General features: G+C 58.1%; 19 protein-coding genes and 1 tRNA gene. 14 read left to right on the top strand and 6 right to left on the bottom strand.

The annotated features are described in order from the left end of the window. Nucleotide 1 precedes the first annotated feature (1 nt). The 8 genes from mreC to tldD all read left to right on the top strand — a co-directional run bounded on the left by mreC (nucleotide 2) and on the right by tldD (nucleotide 10,276). A complete protein-coding gene (mreC, locus tag CF137_RS11700; protein WP_042019650.1) occupies nucleotides 2–892 on the top strand; it encodes a rod shape-determining protein MreC in 891 nt (296 codons plus the stop codon). Next, complete coding sequence (gene mreD / locus CF137_RS11695) at nucleotides 892–1,377, top strand: rod shape-determining protein MreD (protein WP_068978355.1); 486 nt, start codon at nucleotides 892–894, stop codon at nucleotides 1,375–1,377. The genes mreC and mreD overlap by 1 nt, the downstream gene beginning before the upstream one ends. Before the next feature lie 2 nt (nucleotides 1,378–1,379). After that, on the top strand, nucleotides 1,380–1,967 hold the full coding sequence (locus CF137_RS11690) for a Maf family protein (protein ID WP_042019646.1): 588 nt from the start codon (nucleotides 1,380–1,382) through the stop codon (nucleotides 1,965–1,967). A 93-nt stretch (nucleotides 1,968–2,060) separates the two neighbouring features. Further along, the gene (gene rng, locus CF137_RS11685; RefSeq protein WP_042019644.1) at nucleotides 2,061–3,530 is read left to right on the top strand and encodes a ribonuclease G; all 1,470 of its coding nucleotides are present in this window, start codon (nucleotides 2,061–2,063) and stop codon (nucleotides 3,528–3,530) included. Next, the gene (locus tag CF137_RS11680) at nucleotides 3,531–7,421 is read left to right on the top strand and encodes a YhdP family protein (protein ID WP_139719155.1); all 3,891 of its coding nucleotides are present in this window, start codon (nucleotides 3,531–3,533) and stop codon (nucleotides 7,419–7,421) included. 48 nt (nucleotides 7,422–7,469) lie between these two features. Further along, entirely contained in the window at nucleotides 7,470–7,790 is a 321-nt protein-coding gene (locus CF137_RS11675; RefSeq protein ID WP_139719153.1) for a Dabb family protein, read from the top strand. Nucleotides 7,791–7,827: 37 nt separating this feature from the next. Beyond that, entirely contained in the window at nucleotides 7,828–8,649 is an 822-nt protein-coding gene (locus CF137_RS11670; protein WP_139719151.1) for a carbon-nitrogen hydrolase family protein, read from the top strand. 178 nt (nucleotides 8,650–8,827) lie between these two features. After that, a complete protein-coding gene (gene tldD / locus CF137_RS11665; RefSeq protein WP_068978361.1) occupies nucleotides 8,828–10,276 on the top strand; it encodes a metalloprotease TldD in 1,449 nt (482 codons plus the stop codon). 131 nt (nucleotides 10,277–10,407) lie between these two features. Here the strand turns inward: tldD and CF137_RS11660 are convergent, their stop codons facing one another. From CF137_RS11660 to pepA, 5 genes are all read right to left on the bottom strand, one after another. Then, nucleotides 10,408–10,611, bottom strand: coding sequence for a hypothetical protein (locus CF137_RS11660; protein WP_042019766.1), 204 nt, complete (start codon nucleotides 10,609–10,611; stop codon nucleotides 10,408–10,410). Nucleotides 10,612–10,770: 159 nt separating this feature from the next. After that, nucleotides 10,771–11,493, bottom strand: coding sequence for a MarC family NAAT transporter (locus tag CF137_RS11655; protein WP_101326149.1), 723 nt, complete (start codon nucleotides 11,491–11,493; stop codon nucleotides 10,771–10,773). 352 nt (nucleotides 11,494–11,845) lie between these two features. Then, complete coding sequence (locus CF137_RS11650) at nucleotides 11,846–14,710, bottom strand: valine--tRNA ligase (RefSeq protein ID WP_139719148.1); 2,865 nt, start codon at nucleotides 14,708–14,710, stop codon at nucleotides 11,846–11,848. Nucleotides 14,711–14,775: 65 nt separating this feature from the next. Next, nucleotides 14,776–15,231 carry a DNA polymerase III subunit chi gene (locus CF137_RS11645; RefSeq protein ID WP_098971001.1) on the bottom strand — a complete coding sequence of 152 codons (456 nt, stop codon included), beginning with the start codon at nucleotides 15,229–15,231 and terminating at the stop codon, nucleotides 14,776–14,778. Nucleotides 15,232–15,405: 174 nt separating this feature from the next. Further along, nucleotides 15,406–16,914, bottom strand: a complete 1,509-nt coding sequence (gene pepA / locus CF137_RS11640) for a leucyl aminopeptidase (protein ID WP_042019624.1) — start codon at nucleotides 16,912–16,914, stop codon at nucleotides 15,406–15,408. A 172-nt stretch (nucleotides 16,915–17,086) separates the two neighbouring features. On the opposite strand from pepA, the gene lptF reads away from it, so the two are divergent. Continuing rightward, nucleotides 17,087–18,199, top strand: a complete 1,113-nt coding sequence (gene lptF / locus CF137_RS11635) for an LPS export ABC transporter permease LptF (RefSeq protein WP_162515921.1) — start codon at nucleotides 17,087–17,089, stop codon at nucleotides 18,197–18,199. Between the two features lie 25 nt (nucleotides 18,200–18,224). Then, nucleotides 18,225–19,295, top strand: coding sequence for an LPS export ABC transporter permease LptG (gene lptG / locus CF137_RS11630; protein ID WP_139719144.1), 1,071 nt, complete (start codon nucleotides 18,225–18,227; stop codon nucleotides 19,293–19,295). Between the two features lie 84 nt (nucleotides 19,296–19,379). On the opposite strand, the gene CF137_RS11625 is transcribed toward lptG, so the two are convergent. Beyond that, nucleotides 19,380–19,907: an RDD family protein gene (locus CF137_RS11625; RefSeq protein WP_139719142.1), complete on the bottom strand. Its 528-nt coding sequence runs from the start codon at nucleotides 19,905–19,907 to the stop codon at nucleotides 19,380–19,382. Nucleotides 19,908–20,049: 142 nt separating this feature from the next. Between CF137_RS11625 and CF137_RS11620 the strand changes: the two genes are divergently transcribed. From CF137_RS11620 to CF137_RS11605, 4 genes are all read left to right on the top strand, one after another. Next, nucleotides 20,050–20,135, top strand: a tRNA-Leu gene (locus CF137_RS11620). Between the two features lie 251 nt (nucleotides 20,136–20,386). Next, entirely contained in the window at nucleotides 20,387–21,445 is a 1,059-nt protein-coding gene (locus tag CF137_RS11615) for a hypothetical protein (RefSeq protein ID WP_139719140.1), read from the top strand. Further along, nucleotides 21,442–21,774, top strand: a complete 333-nt coding sequence (locus CF137_RS11610; protein ID WP_139719138.1) for an STAS-like domain-containing protein — start codon at nucleotides 21,442–21,444, stop codon at nucleotides 21,772–21,774. Before CF137_RS11615 ends, CF137_RS11610 begins: the two co-directional genes overlap by 4 nt. Beyond that, nucleotides 21,752–22,315 carry a hypothetical protein gene (locus tag CF137_RS11605; protein WP_139719135.1) on the top strand — a complete coding sequence of 188 codons (564 nt, stop codon included), beginning with the start codon at nucleotides 21,752–21,754 and terminating at the stop codon, nucleotides 22,313–22,315. The genes CF137_RS11610 and CF137_RS11605 overlap by 23 nt, the downstream gene beginning before the upstream one ends. The last annotated feature ends 243 nt before the right edge of the window (nucleotides 22,316–22,558 follow it).

Below are 22,558 nucleotides of genomic sequence, written 5' to 3'. Positions count from 1 at the left end.
CATGAAACCCATTTTTGGTAGAGGCCCTTCGCTTCAGTTACGGTTGTTTCTCGCCGTCATCATCTCCATCGCTGCCATCGTCGCGGATTCCCGCTTCGGTGTGTTTACCCACGTCCGCGTCTACCTCAGTTCGTTAGTCAGTCCCCTGCAATACATGGCCAATGCGCCCGGTACCCTGCTCGACACCATGTCGACCCAGGTGCAGACCCGTGCCGATCTCATCGAACAGACCAAGCTGCAGGAACAACAGTTGTTCACCCTGCGTTCCCGTTTGCTCAAGATGGATCATCTGGAGCACGAGAACCAGCGGCTGCGCGAGCTGCTCGGTTCGCCGGTGCATAAAGAGTCCCGCAAGATGGTGGCCGAGCTGCTGTCGGTGGACTCCGACCCTTTTAGCCATCAGGTGCTGATCAACAAAGGCGCGCTGAATGGCGTCTATAACGGTCAGGCGGTGATCACTGATCAGGGGGTGATTGGTCAGGTGCTCCATGTGGGCTCCACCACCAGTCGCGTGCTGCTGATCACCGACTCCAGCCACGGCATTCCGGTGCGGGTGCTGCGTAACGACTTGCGCGCCATCGCCTCCGGCAGTGGCGAGCTCGACACGCTGGAGCTGCGCAACCTGCCGCGCAACACCGATATTCAGGTGGGTGATCTGCTGGTCACCTCGGGTCTTGGCGGCCGTTTCCCGGAAGGGTATCCGGTGGCGACCGTGACCCGTTCCGAGTATGTGGAGGGCAAGCCCTTCGCCCAGGTCGAAGCCAAACCGCTGGTGGAGCTGGATCGCTTGCGTTACTTGCTGCTGCTGTGGACCGACAAGAACCCTGAAGTGCATGATGAGGTTGGTGAAGCTGCCGCGCCGGCTGCGTCCGCCGCAGGAGCGACGCGCTGATGCTACAACCCGCCAGTGGCAGGATCTGGATCTGGATTTCGATCCTGCTGGCCTTGAGCCTGTCGATCCTGCCGCTTCCTTTCGAATTTGATCCCTTCCGTCCGGACTGGTTGGCCATGGTGCTGATCTACTGGGCGCTGGCTTTGCCCCATCGCACCAACGTCGGCACCGCCTGGGTCGCTGGCCTGCTGCTGGATGTGCTGCTTGGCAGCACCCTCGGTGTGCGGGCGATGGCGATGGCCATCACCACCTATCTGGCGGCCTTCCAGTTCCAGAAGATCCGCAACTTCTCCCTCTGGCAGCAGGCGCTGATCATCGGTTGCCTGTCGCTGGTGGGCAAGATGACGATATTCTGGGCCGAGCACCTGTTCAGCCAGGCCAGCCTGAATCTTGCCTATTTCTGGTCGACGTTGACGACGATGTTAATATGGCCCTGGGTGTTTCTGGTGCTGCGCAATCTGCGGCGCCGCTTCAACATTAGGTAAAAATGAACAAAAACAACGAACCACAACTCTATCTCGCCTCGGCTTCTCCCCGCCGCCGTGAGCTGCTGACCCAGCTTGGCTACCGCTTTGAGGTATTGAAACTGGATGTGCCCGAGCAGCGGGAAGAGGGTGAAAAGGCGCAGGATTATGTCTGCCGCCTCGCCCGTGACAAGGCCACCGCCGGTGTCGCCGCCGCACCGACGGCTTTACCTGTGCTCGGTGCCGACACTATTGTGGTGCTGGGGGATCGGGTGCTGGAAAAGCCCTCCGATCTGCTGGACGCCAAAGATATGCTGGAGGCACTCTCCGGCAAGGTCCATCAAGTGATGACGGCGGTGGCGCTGGCCAGCAAGGACCGTTGTGACGTTCGTCTGGTCAGCACCAATGTGGCGTTTCGCAAACTGGACGAGGCCGAGATCGAGGCCTACTGGCAGACCGGTGAGCCCTGTGACAAGGCCGGGGCTTATGGCATTCAGGGTATTGCCGGCAAGTTTGTCAGCCGTATCGAGGGGAGCTATAGCGCCGTGGTCGGCCTGCCCCTGCTGGAGACGGACCTGTTGATCAAGCATCATCTGGAACAGCTCAAATAATTTCCCGTCAGCTGTGCTCTGCTGCGTTTCCCTTGCGCGCGTTGTACCGGATTGGCTCTATAGAATTCAAAACTGGAACAGGCAAGGTTACTTATGTCAGTAGAACTGCTGGTTAACGTTACTCCCTCTGAAACCCGGGTTGCGCTGGTCGAAAACGGCCTGCTGCAGGAAGTGCATGTCGAGCGTCAGGCCAAGCGCGGCATTGTGGGCAATATCTACAAAGGCAAGATCAGTCGGGTGCTGCCCGGTATGCAGGCGGCATTCGTCGATATCGGCATGGACAAGGCCGCTTTTCTCCATGCCTCCGATATCGTACCCCACACCGAATGTGTGGCAGTAAAAGAGAAAGAGCAGTTCCAGGTCGGCAACATCGCCGAGCTGGTGCGCCAGGGTCAGGACATCATGGTGCAGGTGGTGAAAGATCCGCTCGGTACCAAGGGGGCCCGTCTCACGACCGATATCACCCTGCCATCCCGCTATCTGGTCTTTATGCCGGGCAGTGCCCACGTCGGCGTCTCCCAGCGTATCGAATCCGAAGGGGAGCGGGAGCGACTCAAGCGCACCGTGGCTAGCTATGTAGATGATCTGGGTGGCTACATCATCCGTACCGCCGCCGAAGGGGTGGGTGAGCAGGAGCTGGAGCAGGATGCTGCCTTCCTCAAACGGCTGTGGCGCAAGATCCTCGAGCGCAAGCAGAAGTATCCCCCTTGCAAGATCCTCTATGAGGATCCCAGCCTGGCATTTCGGGTGGTGCGTGACTTTGTCGGTGCCGAGCTCGACAAGATCCGGGTCGATTCACGCCAGAGCTTCGATCAGCTCAAGCGCTTCACCGAGGAGTACGTGCCGGAGCTGGCCAACAAGCTGGAGTATTACTCTGGCGAGTCGCCGATCTTCGATCTCTATGATGTGGAGAACGAGATCCAGCGGGCGCTGGAGCGCAAGGTGGAGTTGAAATCTGGCGGTTACATCATCATCGACCAGACCGAAGCCATGACCACGGTGGATATCAACACCGGCGCCTTCGTCGGCCATCGCAATCTGGAAGAGACCATCTTCAACACCAACGTCGAGGCAACGGCGGCCATTGCCCGTCACCTGCGCCTGCGCAACCTCGGCGGCATCATCATTCTCGATTTCATCGATATGCAGTCCGAAGATCACCGCCGTCGGGTGCTGCACAGTCTGGAGCAGGCGCTGTCCAAAGATCGCGCCAAGACCAACGTCAACGGCTTCTCCCAGCTCGGTCTGGTAGAGATGACCCGCAAGCGCACCCGCGAGAGTCTGGAGCATGTGCTCTGCTCGGAGTGCCCGGAGTGCAAGGGGCGTGGTCGGGTCAAGACGGTGGAGTCGGTCTGCTTCGAGATCCTGCGCGAGCTGATCCGGGTCAACCGTGCTTATGATGCGGATCAGTTCACCGTCTATGCGGCGCCAGCCGTGGCCGATTATCTGCGTGGCGAAGAGTCCCACAGTCTGGCTGAGCTGGAGGTGTTCATCGGCAAGCAGGTGAGGGTGGTGAGCGAACCCCTCTGCGGTCAGGAGCAGTTTGACGTGGTGATGATGTAATTGGTCTATCGCTGGCTGAGTCGGGGCTGGTTTGCCCTGGGGATCCTGTTCGTACTGTTGGCCATGATGGTCACCTTGGTGCGGGTCGGTGGTCCTTTGCTGAACCAATACCGGGAGAGTCTGATCCACACTCTGCTGGGGGATTCACAACTCAAGGTCAGCGTAGGTCAGGTGGGACTGGACTGGACACAGTCCGGCCCTGCCCTCGAACTGCAACAACTCGCCATCGCCCCGGATTCGGGGCGTTTTACCGTACAGCTCGGCAAAGCCTGGGTGCATCTCGACTTCTGGCGCACCCTCAATCAGCTCAAGCCGGTGTTTGGCGAACTGATCCTCAGTGATGGGGATATTACCCTCGATTTCAGCCAGCCAGCCAATAGCCGCGAGCCCGAGGGCGACGCGCAGCAAGGTGCCTTGCTGCGCTTTCTGCTGACCCAGCTCACCACTTTTGATGTACATAACACCCGTCTTAGTGTCACCACCTCCGTTGGTGATTTGCGGGCCCTCGATATTGCCCAACTGCGCTGGCAGAACCGCGGCAAACGCCATCAGGGGGTCGGCAAGGCCTACCTGATCAACGGGGTGGGCGAAAGCACCATCGATCTGATCCTGGATGTGGACGCGCCGACCGCCCGGCTCGATCGCCTCAAGGGGCAGCTCTATCTGGGCGCTCGCCAGCTCGATATCAGCCCCATTCTTGCCAAAATTCATGCCGGTGAGCCGAAACTGGCGGGCCAGATCGACTTTCAGCTCTGGAGCGAGTTTGACCACGGCAAGTTGGGCAACACCTTGCTGGAATTTGGCAACAATTATCTGATTTGGAAGGATCTCAAGGATCAGGGGCTGCATCGTCTCGGGCTGGATGGTGGCAAGATCCAGTTGCGCCGTGATGGCCAGAACTGGCAGTTGGCCAGCCACGATGTGATTTTCAAGCTGGATGACAAGCCCTGGCTGCATAGCCGGTTGCAGCTGGAGCGGGTCGGCGATCGAGTGCAAGGCTATGTGCCGCAGATCGATCTCGATCAGATCGCCCAGCTGAGCCAGCTGGTCTCCGGGATTTATCCTGCCCAGAGTGAACTGCTCAAGCAGAGCAAGCCCAAGGGCAAGCTGACCGATTTGACCCTGCAGGCGGATACCGATTGGCAGGATCTCTCCCTCAGCGGCCAGATTTCCCATGTGAGCTTGAACGCCTGGCACGACGTGCCCGGCTTTGGCGATCTCAACGGTGAGTTCTGGCTGACCCCCAAGGGGGGCAGCGCCAGCGTGGCACTGCTCAACGACAAGCTGGATCCGGCCCGTCACTTCAAGGAGCCGATCCCGGTCGACCGCTTCTCGGCTCGTCTCGACTGGTGGCGTGAGGCGCAAGGGTGGGTGCTCTATGGTCAGGATATCGCGCTGGATAACCCGGACCTGACCCTGGCCAGCCGCTTTCGGCTCGATCTGTTCGAACACCCCTTTCTGGCCCTGACCGGCCGCATCGACGTGAAGAACGCGGGCAACGCTGATCGCTACTATCCGTTACAAGTGATGGACAAGGGGCTGGTGGACTACCTGAGCGGCGCGCTCAAGGGTGGCAAGGCCAAGGGCGCTGACCTGCTCTGGTATGGCGAGTTCAGGGATTTCCCTTATGAGAAAGGCGAGGGCATCTTCCAGGTGGCGGTGCCCTTGGAGCAGGCTACCTACCAGTTCTTCCCCGGTTGGCAATCGCTGACTGACCTGCAGATCGATCTGCTGTTCCAGAACGCCAGTCTCGATATGCACAGCCGCTCCACCCAGCTCGGCAAGGCCAGCTCTGACTCGGTGCATGCCTGGATCCCGAGCCTCTCTCCCGGTGGCCATCTCTACGTGGATGCCAAGGTGCAGGGGGAGGGCCAAGCCATCAGTGATTACCTGCAAGATTCCCCGCTGGGGGGCTCGGTGGGTCAGGCGCTGCGGGAGATTGAGATCCGCGGCCCGCTGGCCGGTTCGGTCAAGCTCGATATTCCCCTCGATGGCGAGAGCGAAGTGAAGGCGAGCGGCGATGCCACCTTCAGCAACAACAAGGTGCGGGTCGCCAGTCTGGATCTGCCGCTAGAGCAGGTGCAGGGACGCCTTGAGTATGACAACGAGCAGACCCGTTTCAGCAATCTCAAGGCGAGCCTGTGGAACCAGCCGCTGACCCTCAACTATCAGGGGCGCCAGCACCCGGATCGCTATCAGGTCGATCTCGACTTCAAGGGGCAGTGGGATAGCCGCCGCCAACCGGCAGCCATCTCCTCATTCGGTATCCTCAATGGCCGCAGCAACTGGGGCGGCAAGCTGGGGTTGACCCTGCCTGACAGCAAGCCGTTCAGCTTCCAGCTGGCGATGGACTCCAACCTGCAGGGGATGGGGCTGGATCTGCCGTTGCCGCTGGCCAAGGCGGCCAGCAGCCGTCTGCCGCTCAAGGTGATCGCCCGTGGCCGGGAGGGCAGCGCCGACATTCGTGCCGTGCTGGGTGCCGATGTGGATATGCAGACCCGACTGGTCTACGGCGAAGGGGTGCCCTACCTCAGTCGGTTAAGGGTCGATGTGGGGCAACCGGGCGCCCGGGTACTACGGGATGTGCCCATGCTGCTTGCCATCAATCAGCAGGAGGCCGATGTGGGCGGCTGGCTGGCGCGACTCAAACAGTGGTTGCCAGCGCAGAACCAGAGTGGCAATGCGGTGGTCGGCCCCTCCTTCTTGCCGCAGGAGTGGTGGGTGGATGGTCAGCTGGCCCGCGCCTATATCGGCAGTGCCACCCTCAAGGCCACCCGCTTCACCGTGGGGCCGACCAATCAGGCGACCGAGGTGATGATCGACAGCCCCGACGTGATGGGGGTGATCCGCCTGCCTACGGTGGCCAATCGCCCGGTGGATGCCAAGTTTGCCCGCATCCACTGGTCCGGCAAGAGTTCGGATCTCAGCCCGGATCCCGATGCGAAGCAGGACAACGCCATCATGGCCTCCATTCCCTGGCTGCAGGTGAGTTGTGTCGATTGCCGCTTTGGCGAGCTGCCGCTCGGCGAAGTGAAAGGGGAGCTGGTGCCCGGTGCCAACAAGGTGACTCTCAAGGGACTGGATGTGCGACTGGCGGGCAGTCAACTGACCGGCAGCGTCGACTGGCTGGCCGATGGCAACCGGATGCAGACCCGCGCCCGTGGCAAGCTGACCAGCAACAACAGCGAGCTGCTGCTCAAGCGGCTCGGCTACACCTCGCCCATCGGCGATGCCCCCGGCTCCCTCGCCTTTGATCTCAACTGGCAGGATGTGCCCTATCGCCCGAGCCTGCCAACCCTGGGGGGAAGTGCCAACTATCAGCTGGAGGGCGGCACCCTGCGGGAGGTCAACGACAAGGGGGCTCGGCTGCTCTCCCTGCTCAGCCTCGACTCCCTGCTGCGCAAACTGCGCCTCGATTTTCGCGATGTGTTCGACAAGGGCTTCTACTTCGAATCCATGTCCGCCTCTGCCACCATCAAACAGGGGCAGGTCAGCAATGATGATTTCTACATGAAGGGGGCGGCAGGTAATCTGCGCGGCGAGGGGATCGCCGATCTGGTGCGCTGGCAGCTCGACTACGAGCTAAGCTTCTCCCCCAATCTGGGGGGCACCCTGCCGGTGGTGGCGGCCTTCTCCATCACCCCGGTCACCGGTCTCTATGTGCTGGCCCTCTCCAAACTGCTGGAGCCGGTGGTGGATGTGGTGACCCGCATCGATTTTCGCATCTCGGGCCCGCTCGATGCACCCAAGCTCATTGAAGCTGGCCGGGATCGCGCGCGCATCAAGCTCAACCAGCAGCAGAAACAGGCGGTCGATGCGGCGGCGCCCACGCTGCCAGCCGCCACCCCTTTCCTGCTGAATCCACAACCGGGTAGCCCGCGCCAGCCCTGATGCTGGCGCCGCCCTAGCCTCGACCTGCTCACGCTCAAGGAGAGAGCCATGATCCGACATATTCTGCTGATCACCTTCAAGCCCGATGCACCCCCCGCTGACATTGCTGCCGTCAGGGCCGCCTTTCTCGCCATGCCGGCCAAGATCAGCGGCGTGACCGCTGTGGAGTGGGGGCTGAATGACAGCCCCGAAGGGAAGGATGAAGGCTTTACCCACAGCGTGCTGATGACCTTCGCCGACGAAGCAGCCCGTCAACGCTATCTGCCCCATCCTGATCACGATGCCCTCAAGGCCATCTTTCGCCCGGTGCTGGAGCGCATCATAGTGCTGGATTACACCCTGCAGGCGGGGGATGCTGTCACCGTCTGATGGTCCAATCTACAAGGCAAGCGACAAGGAGAGCGTCATGTGGTTAGCCGCAATACAGCTGGTATCTGGCCGTCACTGGCAGGATAACCGGGAGCAGATAGCCGCCGAGCTGGCAGCCTTGCCAAAAGAGCGGCCAATGCTGGTGCTGCTGCCGGAGAACTTTGCCCTGTTTGGCGAGCGGCAGGGTTATCTGGATGGCGCCGAGGCGATTGGCTCCGAGCTGAGTGGAGCCGCGCCGATCCAGCAGCAACTGGCCGAGTGGGCCCGTGACTTTGGCATCTGGCTGGTGGCCGGGGCTATGCCGACCACCATCGAAGGTGCTGACCATATCCACACCAGCTCGCTGGTGTTTGACCCAAGCGGTGAGCTTAAGGGCCACTACCACAAGATCCACCTGTTCGATGTGGATGTGGCGGACAATCACGGTCGCTATCGGGAGTCGGAGACCTTCAGTGCTGGTCAGGAGTGCGTGTTGGTGGACTCCCCCTTTGGTCCCCTCGGCCTTTCGATCTGTTATGATCTGCGCTTTCCCGAGCTCTACCGCCAGCTGGCCGGTGCCGGTGCCCGTGTGCTGCTGGTGCCTGCCGCCTTTACCGCTGTGACTGGCGAGGCGCACTGGGAGCCGTTGCTGCGGGCCCGTGCCATCGAAAACCAGTGCTATGTGGTGGCTGCCAACCAAGGCGGCATTCACGAGACGGGGCGCCAGACCTGGGGCCACAGCATGGTGATCGATCCCTGGGGTCGAGTGCTGGCTTGCCAGCCATCGGGCCGCGCCACTGTGCTGGCACAGATGGATGCCGGGCTTATCGACGAATTGAAGCGCACTATGCCGGTGCTGAGGCACGCCCGGCTGCTGTGATTCCGGGGTGTTGATTGAGGTAGGGTGCAACAAGCGAAGCGCATTGCACCTGTGCCGATCTTGGGGTTGGCGGCGCCATTCACGGCGTTCATTGCACCCTGCGAATACGAACTGAACACCGGGCCACACCGGATGAATTAACCGTTACGACATCTCACCGCGAGATTGGAGAAGAAGATTGAGTCTATTGAGCCAGGTTAGTGCCTCCCTGTTGGCCCCGAATGATCTCGACGAAGGGCGCCTGCAGCAACTGCTCGGCAGCCTGATGAGCCATCAGGTGGAGTTCGGCGATCTCTATTTCCAGCGCAGCTGGCACGAGTCCTGGATGCTGGAAGATGGCATCGTCAAGGATGGCAGCTACAACATCGATCAGGGGGTCGGGGTGCGCGCCGTCAGTGGCGAGAAGACCGGCTTCGCCTACTCGGACGAGCTGAGCCTGCTGGCACTGCAACAGTCGGTGACTGCCGCTCGCGGCATCGCCGCTGCAGGTGCCCACGGCAAGGTGAAGGCGTGGGCTCGCACCGAAGCGAACCTGCTCTATCCGGCCATGGATCCGCTGCAGACCCTCGACAAGCACCAGAAGATCGCTCTGCTGGAGCAGATGGACAAGTTCGCCAGAAGTCTGGATCCCGCCATCAATCAGGTAATGGCCTCCATCAGCGGTGTTTATGAAGAGATCTTGGTGGCCGCTACCGATGGCACCCTGGCCGCCGATGTGCGTCCGCTGGTGCGCCTGTCGGTGACCGTGATCGCCGAGAAGGGCGATCGCCGTGAGCGCGGCAGTGCCGGTGGCGGTGGCCGCTTTGGTTACGATTGGTTCCTCGAACTGGACGGGCTGGAGAGCCGCGCCTTCGGTTATGTGCGCGAAGCCGTGCGTCAGGCACTGGTCAACATGGAGGCCATCGATGCCCCAGCCGGCACCATGCCGGTGGTACTAGGGGCTGGCTGGCCCGGTGTGCTGCTGCACGAGGCGGTGGGACACGGTCTGGAGGGGGATTTCAACCGCAAGGGCTCTTCCGCATTTGCCGGTCGCATCGGCGAGCAGGTTGCCTCCAAACACTGCACCATCGTCGATGATGGCACCCTGCCGGGTCGGCGTGGCTCCGTCTCTATCGATGACGAGGGGACGCCGGGCGGTTACAACGTGCTGATCGAAAACGGCATCCTCAAGGGGTATCTGCAGGACAAGCAGAACGCTCGCCTGATGGGCGTGCCGCTCACCGGCAACGGTCGCCGCGAATCCTACGCCGCCATGCCGATGCCGCGCATGACCAACACCTATATGCTGGCGGGTCAGTATGATCCGGCCGAGATCATCGCCTCGGTCAAGAAAGGGATCTACGCCCCCAACTTCGGCGGCGGTCAGGTGGATATCACCTCCGGCAAGTTCGTCTTCTCCGCCTCCGAGGCCTACCTCATCGAAGATGGCAAGATTACTGCGCCCATCAAGGGAGCAACACTGATCGGCAACGGCCCCGAGGCGATGAGTCAGGTCTCCATGGTGGGGTGTGACCTTGCGCTGGATCGTGGGGTCGGCATCTGCGGCAAAGAGGGACAGAGCGTGCCGGTCGGTGTCGGCCAGCCCACCCTAAAACTGGACCAGCTCACCGTGGGTGGCACTTCGTAGGTTGGATTAGCCGCGCAGCGGCCTAACCCGACGCAATCAGGCCCCGGTTCTTGCCGGGGTTTTGCTATTTAGCGGATGGCAGACAACAAAAAGCCCCGGTCAGTTGGCCGGGGCTTGCGGAGTAATCGGTATCAGTTGACGGAGATGGCGCGGGCGTCGATGAAGTAACGGGCGTTACCCAGTTTGTCGATCTGGATTTTGGCAACCAGCTGCTCTTGATCTTTATATTCCCAGCGCTGTTCGATCTTGGCGAGAGATGGGCTCGCAATCCCCACCACGTTCAGGTATTCGTGAAACAGGCTATGGCTTCCTATTTCGGTCAGCATTTTATCCATCTGCATTCTCTCCTGAAATTGAGTGGGTATTCACCAACAAACCTATCAGCGTCCGTCTGAATATAGTCTGTATGAAAAACAAGCTAACTCATCTGCATGTCAATAACATGATCAGGAACAAGATCAGTGCAGATCGTCAGGGACTTTTTGATAGCGTTTTCAATCAGCGCTGGCGGGCTTCTGCGGCAACTGATCAAACGCGCTGGAAACCTGCGGTAGCGCCGGTGCGGTTTGCACGGCCTGGCCGCCGTGGAAGACCGGATCTTGTGCCACTTCCTTGATGCCGTTGATGCAAAACTGCATACCCATGCAGACCAGCAGGAAGCCCATGATGCGGGTCATGGCGTCGATGCCGGTGGCGCCGAGGATCTTGCAGACCGGATCCGCCAGCTTCAGGACGCCCCAGCTAATCAGGCTCATCAGGGCAAAAGCAGTGATCATGGCGCCATAGATGGTGAGGCGGTTGTACTCGCCGGGCAGCTCCGCAATCTGTGCGGCCCCGCTGATCACCAGTGCCATGGTGCCCGGGCCGCACATGCTGGGCATGGTGAGCGGCACAAAGGCGATGCTCTGGTTGATGTCGACCCCGGTTGCCTGAGCGGGGGCGGGGAACAGCATGCGAAAGCCGATAAAACCGATGATGAGGCCACCCGCCAGTCGCAAGCCCGGAATGGAGATCCCGAACAGATCCAGAATTGAGGATCCGATAAAGAAGGTGATGCAGAGGGTGCAGAACAGATAGATGGCGGCCAGGTTGACCTGACGGCGCACATGTTCGCGCGACATCCCCTTGCTCAGCCCCAGCAGCAGGGTGGCAGTGGTGGGTGGATTGACCATGGGCAGCAACGCCAGCAAGGCGAGGAAGACGACCTGAAAAAACATGTTGAGCCTCGGATAACAGGGATGGATGGGGAGCCTTGAATCAGGTGCTCGCCTGACTCAAGAGGGAGGCTATCTTATGTTGGCAAGGGTGAACACAAGCCGTACAACAATTTCTGATTTACCCGAGGTTTGCTGGCCACCGGGATGAGGTAAACCAGCCGGTTGCTGCGGGTTCACTTGAGCAGGCTGGGGGGGGACATCCTGCCTGACCAGATAAGCGGATCCGTATCGCGGTCGCGCGGGTCGTCCGGCAGCAGAAAAGAAACAGCCCAGCAAGGCAGGCTTGCTGGGCTGTAGGTCAGACAGCGCTCAAAGTAGAGGCGTGTCTGTCGCGCGCAGTACGCGGTATTTATTACAGGGCGGCGATCTCGGCTTGCTGGGCTTCCAGCTTGGTCAGCTGGAGACGGTAATCTTCCAGCTTCTCGCGCTCTTTGGCGATGACCGCTTCCGGCGCCTTGGCGACGAAGGCTTCGTTGCCAAGTTTGCCTTCGATGCGGCCACACTCACCAACCAGCTTGGCCACTTCTTTGGCCAGACGAGCTAGTTCGGCGTCCTTGTCGATGAGGCCGGCCATCGGGATCATCAGCTCGGTGGCACCGATCAGCTTCTTCACTGACAGCGGAGCCACTTCACCTTCGCTAAGTACGCGGATGGATTCCAGACGGGCCAGCGACTTGAGGAAGGCCTCGTTGTCACCGGCGCGCTGGGCATCCTTGGCATCGCACTTGAGCAGCACGTTCAGACCGACGCTGGGTGCTACGTTCACCTCGGCGCGGATGTTACGCACCCCTTCGATGAACTCCTTCACCCACTCCTGATCCGCCATCGCGGTTTCGTCCACCTTGGCGGCGTCGAACTCGGGGAAGGCCTGAATCATGATGGTGTCGGCGTGTACGCCAGCCAGCGGGGCTACCGATTTCCAGATGGTCTCGGTGATGAACGGGATGATCGGGTGCGCCAGACGTAGCAGAGTTTCCAGGACGCTGACGAGGGTGTGGCGGGCAGCGCGCTGCTCGGCCTCGGAACCCTTGCCCAGTACCGGCTTGGTCAGCTCCAGATACCAGTCACAGAACTGGTTCCAGATAAATTCGTACAGCACGCCTGCGGCGATATCGAAACGATAGGTATCGAGCGCGGTGCGGAAGTCACGAATGGCCACTTGCAGCTGGGACTGGATCCAGCGATCCGCCAGACTGAACTCCATCTCGCCACCCTTACCTTGCGAAGAGAAGCCGCAATCCTGATCTTCGGTGTTCATCAGCACATAGCGGGAGGCGTTCCACAACTTGTTGCAGAAGTTGTTGTAGCCGTCCAGGCGCTTCATGTCCCAGTTGATGTCACGACCGGTAGAGGCCAGCGCTGCCAGCGTGAAGCGCAGGGCGTCGGTACCGTGTGCATCGATCCCTTCCGGGAACTGCTTGGCGGTACGCTTGCCGATCTTCTCGGCCATCTGCGGCTGCATCATGTTGCCGGTGCGCTTCTCCAGCAGATCTTCCAGCGAGATGCCGTCGATCATGTCGAGCGGGTCCAGCACGTTGCCCTTGGACTTGGACATCTTCTGGCCCTCTTCGTCACGGATAAGACCTGTGATGTAGACGGTCTTGAACGGGACTTGCGGCTGGCCGTTTTCGTCCTTGATGAAGTGCATGGTCATCATGATCATCCGGGCAATCCAGAAGAAGATGATATCGAAGCCGCTCATCAGCACGTCGGTCGGGTGGAAGGTCTTGAGTGCTTCGGTGTTGTTCGGCCAGCCCAGGGTGGAGAAGGTCCACAGGGCGGAGCTGAACCAGGTGTCGAGCACGTCTTCGTCCTGACGCAGGGTGGTCACGGACGGGATGCTGTGCTTGGCACGCACTTCCGCCTCGTCACGGCCCACGTAGACATTGCCAGCGTCGTCATACCAGGCCGGGATGCGGTGACCCCACCACAGCTGACGGGAGACGCACCAGTCCTGAATGTCACGCATCCAGGAGAAGTACATGTTTTCATACTGCTTGGGCACGAACTGGATGCGGCCATCTTCCACCGCTTCGATGGCGGTCTTGGCCATCGGTGCCACGCGCACGTACCACTGGTCGGTCAGCATCGGCTCGATGGGCACGCCGCCGCGATCGCCGTAGGGTTGTTGCAGTACGTGATCCTTGATTTCGGCCAGCAGGCCCAGCTCGTCCAGCTTGGCCACGATGGCTTTGCGGGCAGCGAAGCGCTCCAGACCGGCGAACTCGGTTGGCAGGGCGGCATCGTAGGCGGCGCAAGGGTTGCCGTTGGTATCGACCACTTCGGCCTCGGCACGCACATGGGCGTCCAGAGTGAAGATGTTGATCATCGGCAGGCTGTGGCGCTTGCCCACTTCGTTGTCGTTGAAGTCGTGAGCCGGGGTGATCTTCACACAACCGGTGCCCTTCTCCATGTCGGCGTGTTCGTCGGCGACGATGGGGATCAGACGGTTCACCAGCGGCAGCAGGATGTGCTGGCCAATCAGCGCCTTGTAGCGCGGGTCTTCCGGGTTCACTGCCACGGCGGTATCGCCCAGCATGGTCTCCGGACGGGTGGTGGCGACGATCAGGTGATCCTGACCTTCGGCGGTCTTGGCGCCGTTGGCCAGCGGATAGCGCAGGTGCCACATGTGGCCCTTAATCTCGCGGTTTTCCACTTCCAGATCGGAAATAGCGGTGTTGAGTTTCGGATCCCAGTTCACCAGACGCTTGCCGCGGTACATCAGGCCATCTTCGTAAAGACGGACAAACACTTCCTGCACGGCGCTCGAGAGACCCTCATCCATGGTGAAGCGCTCGCGCTCCCAATCTACCGAGTCGCCCAGACGGCGCATCTGGCGGGTGATGGTGCCACCGGACTCTTCCTTCCACTGCCAGATCTTGTCGATGAAGGCATCACGGCCGTAATCGTGACGGGTTTTGCCCTCTTCTGCAGCGATCTTGCGCTCAACCACCATCTGGGTGGCGATACCGGCGTGGTCGGTGCCTGATTGCCACAGGGTGTTCTTGCCCTGCATGCGGTTGTAGCGGATCAGGGTGTCCATCAGGGTCTGCTGGAAGGCGTGACCCATGTGCAGGCTACCGGTGACGTTCGGCGGCGGGATCATGATGCAGTAGGAGTCTTTGCTGGTGTCGCCGTGGGGCTTGAAGTAACCCTGGGATTCCCAGTGCTGATAGAGCGCCTGTTCGATGGCATTGTGATTAAAAGTCTTTTCCATGGTCTCGCCGTAATCTGGATGGATGGAGTCTGGTGTTGATTATTTTTTAGATCAATAGCTTACAGTCAGGGCTGCGCCGGATCCGGTGCGGCAAGGACGGGCTGCTCCCTCATCTCGAGGGTATGACCTGCCTGGCGATAGTGCTTGTAGCGCTCGCGGGCTTGCTGCTTTTGAGTTTCATCAGTGGGGACAAAATCTACCACTTGAGCGAAGTGTCCTGCAAACAAAGGTGTCTGTCTGGCCAGATTGATGAGGCGGGCATAGCGCCGTTTCGGCGGCTGATAGCCAATTTCCACCGGGGCCATGCCGCTTTCGCCCTGCAACTGATGGGGCACGAAGCGCTCAGGTGGCAGTTGCCACAGCAGCTCGTCGAGGCGCAGGGCCTGGGCTTCATCGTCACACAACAGATAGAGATGGCCCGCGCCCCACGACTCGGCCGCCAGGGTGCAGGCGAGCCGCTCGACCGCGGAGGCTTGCTCGTCATCCGGTTCGTTCATCAGGTAAAAGGTCACTTGGCTCATCAGGTGGATCCCGTTTTGCGGTGACGGACTATTGACCGCCGCAGAGGCTGACAGGGGATTTTCCCGTCTGCATCTCACTGAAACAACAATGAAACAAGGAAGAGGCGGGCCTCTTCCTTGTGGTTCAGGGTAACGCTAACCCTTCCGATGCAGCCATCGGAAGGGGCAGGGGAGTTACTCTTTCTCTTCGATATCCACGCCAGCCCGGTTCAGCAGGAACTGGGTCAGCAGGGGCACCGGACGACCGGTGGAGCCTTTATCCTTGCCACTCTTCCAGGCGGTTCCTGCAATATCCAGGTGGGCCCAGTTGTACTTCTTGGTGAAGCGTGACAGGAAGGCGGCTGCGGTGATGGTACCGGCCGGACGACCGCCGATGTTGGCCATATCGGCAAACGGGCTGTCGATCTGCTCTTGATACTCGTCAAACAGCGGCAGACGCCAGGCGCGATCGCCCGCCTGCTCGGAGGCGTTGAGCAGCTCATGGGCCAGCGGGTTGTGGTTGGCCAGCAGACCCGAGGTGTGGTGACCCAGAGCGATGACACAGGCACCGGTCAGGGTCGCCACGTCGATCACGGTTTCCGGATCGAAGCGGTCGACATAGGTCAGCGCATCGCACAGCACCAGACGACCTTCCGCATCGGTGTTGAGCACTTCGATGGTTTGGCCGGACATGGAGGTGAGGATGTCACCCGGGCGATAGGCGTTGCCACCAGGCATGTTTTCGCAACCAGCCAGCACACCAATCACGTTGATCGGCAGTTGCAGCTGGGCCAGCGCATGCATGGTACCCAGCACGGAGGCGGCGCCACCCATGTCGTATTTCATCTCATCCATGCCATCGGCCGGCTTGATGGAGATGCCGCCGGAGTCAAAGGTCAGACCCTTGCCGACCAGTACGATGGGTTTGGCATCGGCGTTGCCCTTGTATTCGATGATGGCCATCATGGCTTCGTTATCGGAGCCGCGAGCCACCGCCAGATAGGAGTTCATGCCGAGTTCAGCCATCTCCTGCTCACCGATCACTTTGGTGGTGATGTTGTCGAAGGCATCAGCCAGACGACGGGCCTGGGAGGCCAAATAAGCCGGATTACAGATGTTGGGCGGCATGTTCGCCACATCACGACAGACCCGCACACCCTTGGCTACTGCCAGACCGTGGGCGATGGCTTTTTCACCAATGGTCAGTTCCCGACGCGTCGATACGTTGAATACCAGCTTGCGCAGCGGGCGACGTGGTTCAGCTTTGTTGGTCTTGAACTGATCGAAACTGTAGAGGCCCGCCTTGGTGGTTTCTACCGCCTGGCGCACCTTCCAATAGGTATCCCGGCCCTTGACGTGCAACTCGGTCAGGAAGCAGACCGCTTCCATTGAGCCGGTTTCGTTGAGGGTGGTGATGGTCTTGTTGATGATCTGCTTGTACTGGCGTTCGTCGAGTTCCCGCTCCTTGCCGCATCCGACCAGCAGTACGCGCTCGCTGAGCACGCCCGGTACTTGATGCAGCAGCAGCATCTGGCCTGGTTTCCCTTCCAGGTCGCCACGGCGCAGCAGCGAACTGATATAGCCATCGCTGATCTTGTCCAGTTGTTCGGCAACCGGAGAGAGGCGACGAGGCTCGAATACGCCGACCACGACGCAGGCGCTACGTTGCTTCTCAGGACTGCCACTCTTTACACTGAACTCCATGGAATCTCCTACATCCTAAAGACAAAAGGCACCTTTTATTGAATAATGCGGTGCTTGTTGGGGTATCAGAGGCGGAGCGAACAGCCACAGGCTCCGCAGTTCAAACTGGTAAAAATCCAATATACGGCCCTATTTTTCAGGCATTCGACTAAAAACACAAGTTTACTTGGGAATGACTGTGATCGTATTCCGATATTTGTTCAGGGAAACCCTGAAAACCCAGCTGGCAGTGCTCTTCGTATTGCTGCTTATCTTTGTCAGCCAACAATTTATCAAGATTATCGGTGATGCCGCCGATGGTGAGGTACCGACACGGCTGGTATCTACCTTGTTGCTGCTCAACTTGCCCAATATGGCGCTGTTGATGCTGCCAATCAGTCTCTTTTTAGCCATCTTGTTTGCCCACGGTCGTCTCTATGCCGAAAGCGAAATGACGGTGATGCATGCGGTGGGTTTCAGTCACCGTTTCGTGATGCGCAGCGCCATGGTGCTGGCGTTGCTGACTGCCGCCGTCGCCGCCTTCAACACCGGCTGGATCGCCCCGCAAGCCAAGGAGCGTGAGTATCAGGTGATCGACGAGTTCAAGGCGGATCCGGGGATCTCCTTCCTGCAGGCAGGCCGCTTTATGGAGCTCGACAAGGGGCGTCTGGTTGCCTATATCCAGGATTTGAACGAAAACGGTTCAAAACTGCAGAAAATCTTCGTATTGCAGCGGGCGGAGGGAAACAATCCCCCCTCGGTGGTGGTGGCGACCGAAGGGGTGGTGACAGTCGATGAGAACGGTCTGCAGTGGCTGACCCTCAAAGATGGTTCCCGCTACGAGGGAAACTTCTCCGGCAAGCAGTTCCAGGTCTCCGATTTTAGCGAATATGGTCTGGTGATCCGCCAGCAAGAGCTGGAGCGTTCCAACCGCAAGGCGGCGGCCAAACCGACTCTGGAGCTGTTCGGTACCCAGGACAACAGCATGATGGCGGAGCTGCAGTGGCGTCTGTCGTTGCCCCTCTCCATTCCGGTGCTGACTCTGCTGGTGGTACCGCTGGCGCGGGTTAACCCCCGTCAAGGGCGCTATGCCAAACTGCTGCCGGCCATCATGCTCTATCTCTCTTACTTCCTGCTGCTCAGCGCCGCCCGCTCGGCCATCGATAGCGGTCGTTTGCCCTACTGGCCGGGGATGTTCCTGGTGCCGCTCGGTTACCTGCTGTTTATCGGCTTGCCCCTCAATGTGCAGGGTACCAGCTGGTGGAACGGGGTGAAGGGCCGTTATTTCAACAGAAAATCAGCATGATGCTGCAACATAGGAACTTCTGCTGATGTTTGGCATTCTCGACAGATATATCGGTAGGGTCATTTTCATGTCGATCCTGCTGTGCGAAATCACGCTCGTTGGCCTTGCGGCGCTCATCAAGTATGTGGAGCAGCTCAAGTCGGTCGGGGAGGGCAACTATGACATGGTAAATGCCCTCTACTATGTGCTGCTCTCCATGCCCAAGGAGGCGGTGCTGTTCTTCCCGCTGGCGGCGCTGCTTGGCGGTCTGATCGGTTTAGGCCAGCTGGCGACCAGCTCCGAGCTGGTAGTGATGCAGGCGGCGGGCCGCTCCAAGATCAGTATCGTGATGGCGGCGCTAAAGACGGCGATCCCGTTGATGATCCTGGTGGGGCTGATGGGTGAGTACGTGGCCCCTATCGCCAAACGGATGGCGGATGATATCCGTGCTGGTGCCATCTCCGAGGGGCGATTGACGGTCTCTGCCTACGGGGTGTGGGCTCGCGATGGCAACAACTTCGTCAATATCAACGGTGTGCGCAATGATGGTGCTCTGACCGGCATCACCCTCTATCGCTTTACCCCCGAGCGCAAGTTGATCGATGTGGTACAGGCGCAAGAAGGGGTGTTTGATCAGCACCACTGGTTGCTCAAACAGACCCTGGTCACTCGCTTCGACGACCCTGCGCAGATCAACAGCGAGCAGCATGCCCAGATGGAGTGGAACTCCGAGCTGACCCCAAAACAGCTGGGGGTGGTGAGTATCGACCCTGAAAATCTCTCGGTCTCAGGTCTGCGTGACTACATAGGTTATCTGGACGCCAACAAGCAAGATGCCGGTCGTTACAAGCTGGAGATGTGGCGCAAGCTGCTGTCACCGCTCTCGGTGGTGGCGATGATCCTGCTTGCCTCCTCGTTCATCTTCGGCCCGTTGCGCTCGGTGAGCATGGGTGCGCGGATGCTGATGGGGATCATGACCGGCTTCGCCGTCTATGTCAGCGATCGGGTATTTGGTCCCGTCAGTCTGGTCTACGCGGTGCCGCCGATCCTGGCTGCCGTCGCCCCCAGCCTGCTGTTTGGCGGTATCTCTTTCTACATTCTCAGTCGCAAGCAGTAAGCCGTGGCGCGGCCATGCAAAGAGGGCACCTTTTGGTGCCCTCTTTCGTTGCTACATTGCTTCCGTTGCTACATTGATTCGGGATTACTTGTTTAGCATCTCCAGATTCTCTTGCTTGCTCAGCACTATGACCTCGCACTCGGCCCAGATATCCTGGAAGGCACGAGGTTGCTTGCGGTTGAACAGGCACATCAGGTTACCCAGCCCAAAGGCTGCGGTGGCAAGGCGGATCAGCGCCTGGGTGACACGGATATGGCTGCCATCCTCGTTCTGAATACGCAGGCGCCAGGCGCGCATGCCGATGGTCTGGCCGGCACGGGTCCAGAACCAGGTGTAGAAACCGCAGACAACGAAGGCGAGCCAGAGGGTATAGATCAGGCTCAAGGGGTGGCGGGTCAGCAACCAGACCGTATCTTCGCCTGCCGGGACGCTGGCCAACCCGCTGACCAGCAGCAGTTTTGCCACTGCCATCCCGATAAAACCGGCGATGATGAGCAGGGAGGTCACGACCAGCGCATCATAGATCAGCGCGCCAATTCGTCGCAGCAGAGTGGCCGACGGGTATCGGGGGAGTGTGGGGGATTTTTGTTGGACTTGTTTAGGCTTGGCCATCGTTTTATTCCATTAAGATGATGGCGGCATTCTATGTAACTGGCCCCTTATCGGCAAGGCGTTGAATAAATGAGCAAACGAGCGTATTCAATAGAAAAACCCCTTGCATGGCATCGCGCCATTCGTATAATCCCTCGCAGTTGCCCGGGTGGCGAAATCGGTAGACGCAGCGGATTCAAAATCCGCCGATGAATAATCGTGTCGGTTCGAGTCCGACCCCGGGCACCATTAGAATTGAATGACTTAAGGCCACCCTAAAGGGTGGCTTTTTGTTTTTGTGCCTCAAAGTGGCGGCAAAATGGCGACACAATATCTTTGCTGTATAAATGACCAGATGCTTTGTTTGTAGATTAGTTGCGATAATGACTAGCTTTTCTTTCTTGGGGATCTAAATGAGGCTGCTTGAAAAACGAAACTCAAAGGAATGGCTGAGAGCAGCTCACCGTCGTTTCATGAGGCGGTTCTCTATCAGAGTCCGTATGAGAGGTCCAAAGAGTAAAACAGGTCGTTTTTCTCATAATAGTGCCATGGTCACTCTGGATGCCCCGAAAGTTATTGATCTCTATAATCCAAGAAATCGAGCAAAGTCATCGATTTTCATCAGTTCTATTGTCAACGCAATCAAGTCCCCTTGTGGTTCAGACCCATCGACTAGAAGAGTTGTTCATATCAACTTACGTTGCACGGAACTAGCTACTGCTGCTGCAGTTTTATCCATGATCTCATCAGTCGAATTTGCGTTGAACAACGTGAAAGGGGCTAAGCCACGCTTCAGGGTTACTCGTCCTCATGCAGTCAACATCAATGGCGGCAAAGATCGAGTCCGGATTGTTGATAGCGTATTAAATCGTCTTGGATTCTACGCTGCGCTCGGTTTTAAGCAGTTTACTTCTCGTGAGCTGGCTAACGTAAAGTGTTGGGACATCATCCGAGGGGTAAAAGTGAACAGTGATGCAGCTGGTCAAATGCTCCAGGCTGTAGAAACCTCTTTGGTACAGAGAACGGGCGGAAAAGCACAGCGTCTTTTTGGTCCGCTGGTTGAAGCAATGAATAACGTTGTTGAGCATGCCTACTTCCCTGCTATTTGGAAAGGCGAGCAACCTGAAGGCCACAGATGGTGGTGTTTTACGGCGTTGGTTGCGGATCAGCTGACAGTATTGATTGGGGACAAAGGTGTCGGCATATCAGCGACATTAGAGCAGACGCAACCAAAGGGGTTGTTAGATCTTTTGAAACAGAAGGTAGGCGGCGTTTTCTCTAATGATGCAGACTACATCATGGCTGCAATGGATGTTAAAAGGACTCGCACAAGTCTCTCCCATCGAGGGAACGGTGGAAAGGATTTGAAGTCTGCAATTGAAAAGATTCCAAATTCTCGGCTTACAGTAATATCAAATAAAGGTGTTTATCGTTACCATCATGTCGCAAGGAATGGTAACGATCCGGTCCTTAATGAGTCCAGAGAAAGTAGTGAACAGTCCATTGTTGGCACAATCGTCGAGTGGACTATTCCTTTGCCTAAAGGTGTTTTGAAATGAAAACCATTTTCGTTAAAGACTTTTCTGTCTTCCCAGGACCTAGAACAAAGGAACTTGGTGAGAACAGTGGTGAGGCCTTTAGAGACGATATCCTAATTCCAGCTATTCGTAGTCATGGGCAGGTATGCGTTGATCTGGATGGGGTTTTTGGATACGGCTCTTCATTTTTGGAAGAAGTCTTTGGTGGTTTAGTCCGAGTAGGGACAAGCTCGGGGATTAGTGAGTCTGACATTCAGTTTGTCAGTGAGCATCTGATTTCGAAAGATGACCCTTCAGTTATTGTGGAGATAAGAGAGTACATCACGAATGCCTTGCAAAGAAAAAAGTGAGGTGACGTCTGGTGAACGTTGGAGTTTCATTTTATGGTGCGAGATATGTTTCATCCCAGCTCTGATCACTCTGATTGTCAGTGTCAAAAATGGGGAGTTACCAAGCACCGCAGCTGTGGCTCTTTCTACGATCCCGATAACTTTGTTGGGGTGGTTTGCTAGCGCCTCTCTTAATCGAAAGAATGCTGCAACCCAAGCTAAAAATAGTGAAGTTAACAAAGCGATCGAGCAAATAGAAGCAGCACTAAAGGATTTGTCAGAGTCCTTTAGCACTGCCATGAAAGAAACTGACCGAAAGGCTCAAGATTCTGTGATTATTGCGCAGATTAATGTAGCTAAGGTTCAGAGGATAAAGAATCTGTTAGCTCGATTACATGCTCTTGACTCAAGTCAGGAAAGCATGGACAGCTATATCATACAGCTTCGTAAGCTTGCCACAGATGAGTCCAATTTTGTAAGTGACGACAAACTTGCAAAAACTTTTAACATGCTTGTGAGAATTGAAGAACGGATGTGCTCACGGTTTGTTCGGCGTTTTTAGGGTGAGTCAGTGTGCTTTATCGGTCTCTGCTTAAAAATTGATATGAACTCGCAGAGCGACTAGACATGTTTCACATAAAACCGATCTCTTGTAGAGCTGGCTAATGTGCAAATCAAAACCATAGCGTCCTTTTATCAGCTCAATTTTTAGACCGGTCTACATAAAGCTTGGCTAGTTGAAATGTAGATTATTCCTGCCAAGTCACAGTAACGGTTGAACATCTCCTAGGGACTGTCGTCATAA

The organism is Aeromonas sobria (assembly GCF_006243315.1).
GTDB classification, from domain to species: Bacteria; Pseudomonadota; Gammaproteobacteria; order Enterobacterales; family Aeromonadaceae; genus Aeromonas; species Aeromonas sobria_A.
This window is presented reverse-complemented; position numbering and strand designations above follow the sequence as displayed.